This is a genomic window from Pseudomonas sp. 05N434 (assembly GCF_056396965.1).
Window position 1 is genome coordinate 1 of sequence record NZ_JBFTMK010000639.1, and the last position, 2,614, is coordinate 2,614.

At 56.4% G+C, this 2,614-nt stretch carries 3 protein-coding genes and 1 pseudogene; 1 reads left to right on the top strand and 3 read right to left on the bottom strand.

Annotation, left to right across the window (positions count from 1 at the left end; all coding sequences use genetic code 11):
- The 3 genes and pseudogenes from AC1DLB_RS27265 to hpaR form a co-directional block, all read right to left on the bottom strand.
- Nucleotides 1-128, bottom strand: a pseudogene (locus AC1DLB_RS27265) (protocatechuate 3,4-dioxygenase subunit beta); the annotation flags it as partial.
- 103 nt (nucleotides 129-231) lie between these two features.
- On the bottom strand, nucleotides 232-1,161 hold the full coding sequence (gene pcaQ, locus AC1DLB_RS27270; RefSeq protein WP_477744380.1) for a pca operon transcription factor PcaQ: 930 nt from the start codon (nucleotides 1,159-1,161) through the stop codon (nucleotides 232-234).
- A gap of 145 nt (nucleotides 1,162-1,306) precedes the next feature.
- Complete coding sequence (gene hpaR / locus AC1DLB_RS27275; protein ID WP_026286558.1) at nucleotides 1,307-1,729, bottom strand: homoprotocatechuate degradation operon regulator HpaR; 423 nt, start codon at nucleotides 1,727-1,729, stop codon at nucleotides 1,307-1,309.
- Nucleotides 1,730-1,983: 254 nt separating this feature from the next.
- On the opposite strand from hpaR, the gene AC1DLB_RS27280 reads away from it, so the two are divergent.
- Nucleotides 1,984-2,614 (top strand): OprD family outer membrane porin (locus tag AC1DLB_RS27280; protein ID WP_477786030.1); only part of this gene is annotated, 631 nt, incomplete at its 3' end.

The window sequence follows — 2,614 nt, forward strand, 5'->3', positions numbered from 1 at the left end:
GACTGGGGGATGCTCACCAAGGCTTGGCGTGGAGAACGGGCGACAGAGGTTTTGTAATCAGGGGTCAGGGCTTTGGGGTGCCAATTACGGTCACGAATAACGAAACGACTGCTGTCTGCATCAGACATGTYGATCTCCTGTTGTTTGATTTATGGAGCACTACCTGCGCAGTTTCAAACAACAGAAGGCTGGGGAATATTGAAAAGCCATCCTCAACACATAACCAAATGGTTATGGATAAGACCCTTCGCGATACGCCTGCCCTACCTCGCGCAGCACCTCGACGCACCACTGGGCCGCCAGTGACAACGGCAAGCTGGCGTTACTGGAAATCCCCACCGAACCACCCGGTTCGCGCTGCCCCAGGTTGATCTCAAGCAGTTCGCCGCTTGCCAGATCCAGGCGCACGGCATCCAGAGGCGCGATCCAGATCGCCTCGCTGGACAACACATAACGACGGCTCAGGGTCACGGACAAGGTTTCCAGACGCTGCCGCGACTGGCTGATGCCACATTGCACGAACAGGCTATCGGCATATTTGCGAATCGTCGTTCCTGCCAGCGGCAGCACCAGCGGGAAATCTTCCAGGGCGCTACGCTCCAGTGGCTCGGCCAGCAAGGGATGATCGGGACGCACCACCAGTGTCATGGATTCACTGTACAGATGCTCGAAGGTCAGCCCCTGAATCTCCGGGCTATCTGTCATACGGCCGACCACCAGGTCCACATCGCCCACCCGCAACTGCGACAACAAATAGGCGCTTGGCCCGGTCACCACACTCACCACCAGCGCCGAATGGCGCTCGTGCAAGCGCCGTACAACCTCAGGCACCAGCAAACTTTCCACTGTCGACAACACGCCGAGTCGAACCGTGCCTGCCGCATATTCGCCACCGCGCAAGGTGTTCACCCCATCACGCAACGCCTGCACCGAAGGCCCGGCATAACGCAAAAAGGCAACCCCGGCTTCGGTCAGGTTCACACCACTTTTACTGCGTATAAACAGAGTTGCCGCCAGCAGTTCCTCCAGCTCCTTGAGCGTCTTCGACATCGCTGGCTGACTCACCGCCAACACATCCGCCGCCCGCGCCAGACTGCCCTGACGAGCCATTTCGAGAAAGCACACGAGGTGACGGAATTTGATGCGGGTGTCGATGTTCACTACGGAGCCCCGTGAGGTTGCCTCATTGGTATCGAAACGTTTGCAGGCAATCTTAGCGTGCGCTCAATTTCCTGGTGATCGGATGGTGGCAATGGACTTTTTTGACTTGCTCGGAGGGGATGTCAAATACAGGACATTGCGTCAATCAGGGCTTGATGTTCTTCAATTTATTGAGCAGTTCCAGCAACTGCTCAAGCGACTCCGCGCCGAACTGCTCCTGAATCTTCAAGTAGTTGCTTTCCATCCCCGCACTCATGTCGACGAAACACTGCTGCCCCTGCTCGGTCAGGGCGATGAATACCCGGCGCTGATCTTCGGACGACTTCCTGCGCCGGACGATACCGTCGCGCTCCAGCCGGGACAGCACGCCGGTCATGCTCGGTTTGAGGATGCATGCCAGATTGGCCAGTTGATGGCTTTCCAGTTCGCCGTGCTGACGCAAGATACGGATCACTCGCCATTGCTGTTCAGTCAGATCATGTTCGTTGAGCAACGGCCGGAAAAATGCCATGGCTGCTTCGCGGGCCTGCAACAAGGTGAGCGTAAGGGACGGTCTGGGGGTCGGCATGGTTCACGCGGAAAAAGAGGTCGAAGCGTCAAAGCTTAGAGTCGGCACAGAGTGCATGCAACATCCCCTCTGCAGCACATCATTAACTTATAAACAAATCACTGATCTCAGATAAAAAATAATCGCCACCACCCCTATTTCTTCTGAAAAAACTGAAAAAAACGCTACGAAAATAATAGATAAGATGTTAACTATATGACACCCCTTACCGAATAGGGGGTGATACCTACAAAAACAACAAAAGGACCCCCCTCATGCATTCGTGCCTCCTTCGCACGGCGGCAAGCGTTGCCCTGTGCGCCGCGTTTAGCCCGTTTAGCGCTCACGCTGATTTTGTCCAGGACAGTAAAGCCAGTTTGGACCTGCGCAATTTCTACATGAACCGAGACTTTCGTCAGAGCAACGCACCACAGAACAAGGCCGAAGAGTGGGCCCAGGGTTTTGTATTACGCCTGGAGTCGGGCTACACCGACGGCATGGTCGGTTTCGGGGTCGATGCCTTGGGCGAACTCGGGGTGAAACTTGACTCCAGTCGCGATCGTCGAGGCACCGGCTTGCTGCCCTTTGGCGCCAGCCAGCAACCAGAGGACAGCTACAGCGAATTGGGCCTGACCGCCAAGCTGCGAACATCGAAGACCGTGCTCAAACTCGGCACCCTACAGCCGCAACTGCCCGTGGCCGCCTATAACGACACCCGACTGCTGCCCTCAACCTACAGCGGTGAGCTGGTCACCTCTCAGGAAGTCGACGGCCTGACCCTGAATCTGGGCCGCCTGGAAAAGCAGAACCTACGAGACTCCTCCAGCAATGACGAGATGAGTTACGCCGGTGTGCAAAGCAGCCATCTCGATCTGGCCGGTGGCACCTACGCGATCAATCCACACC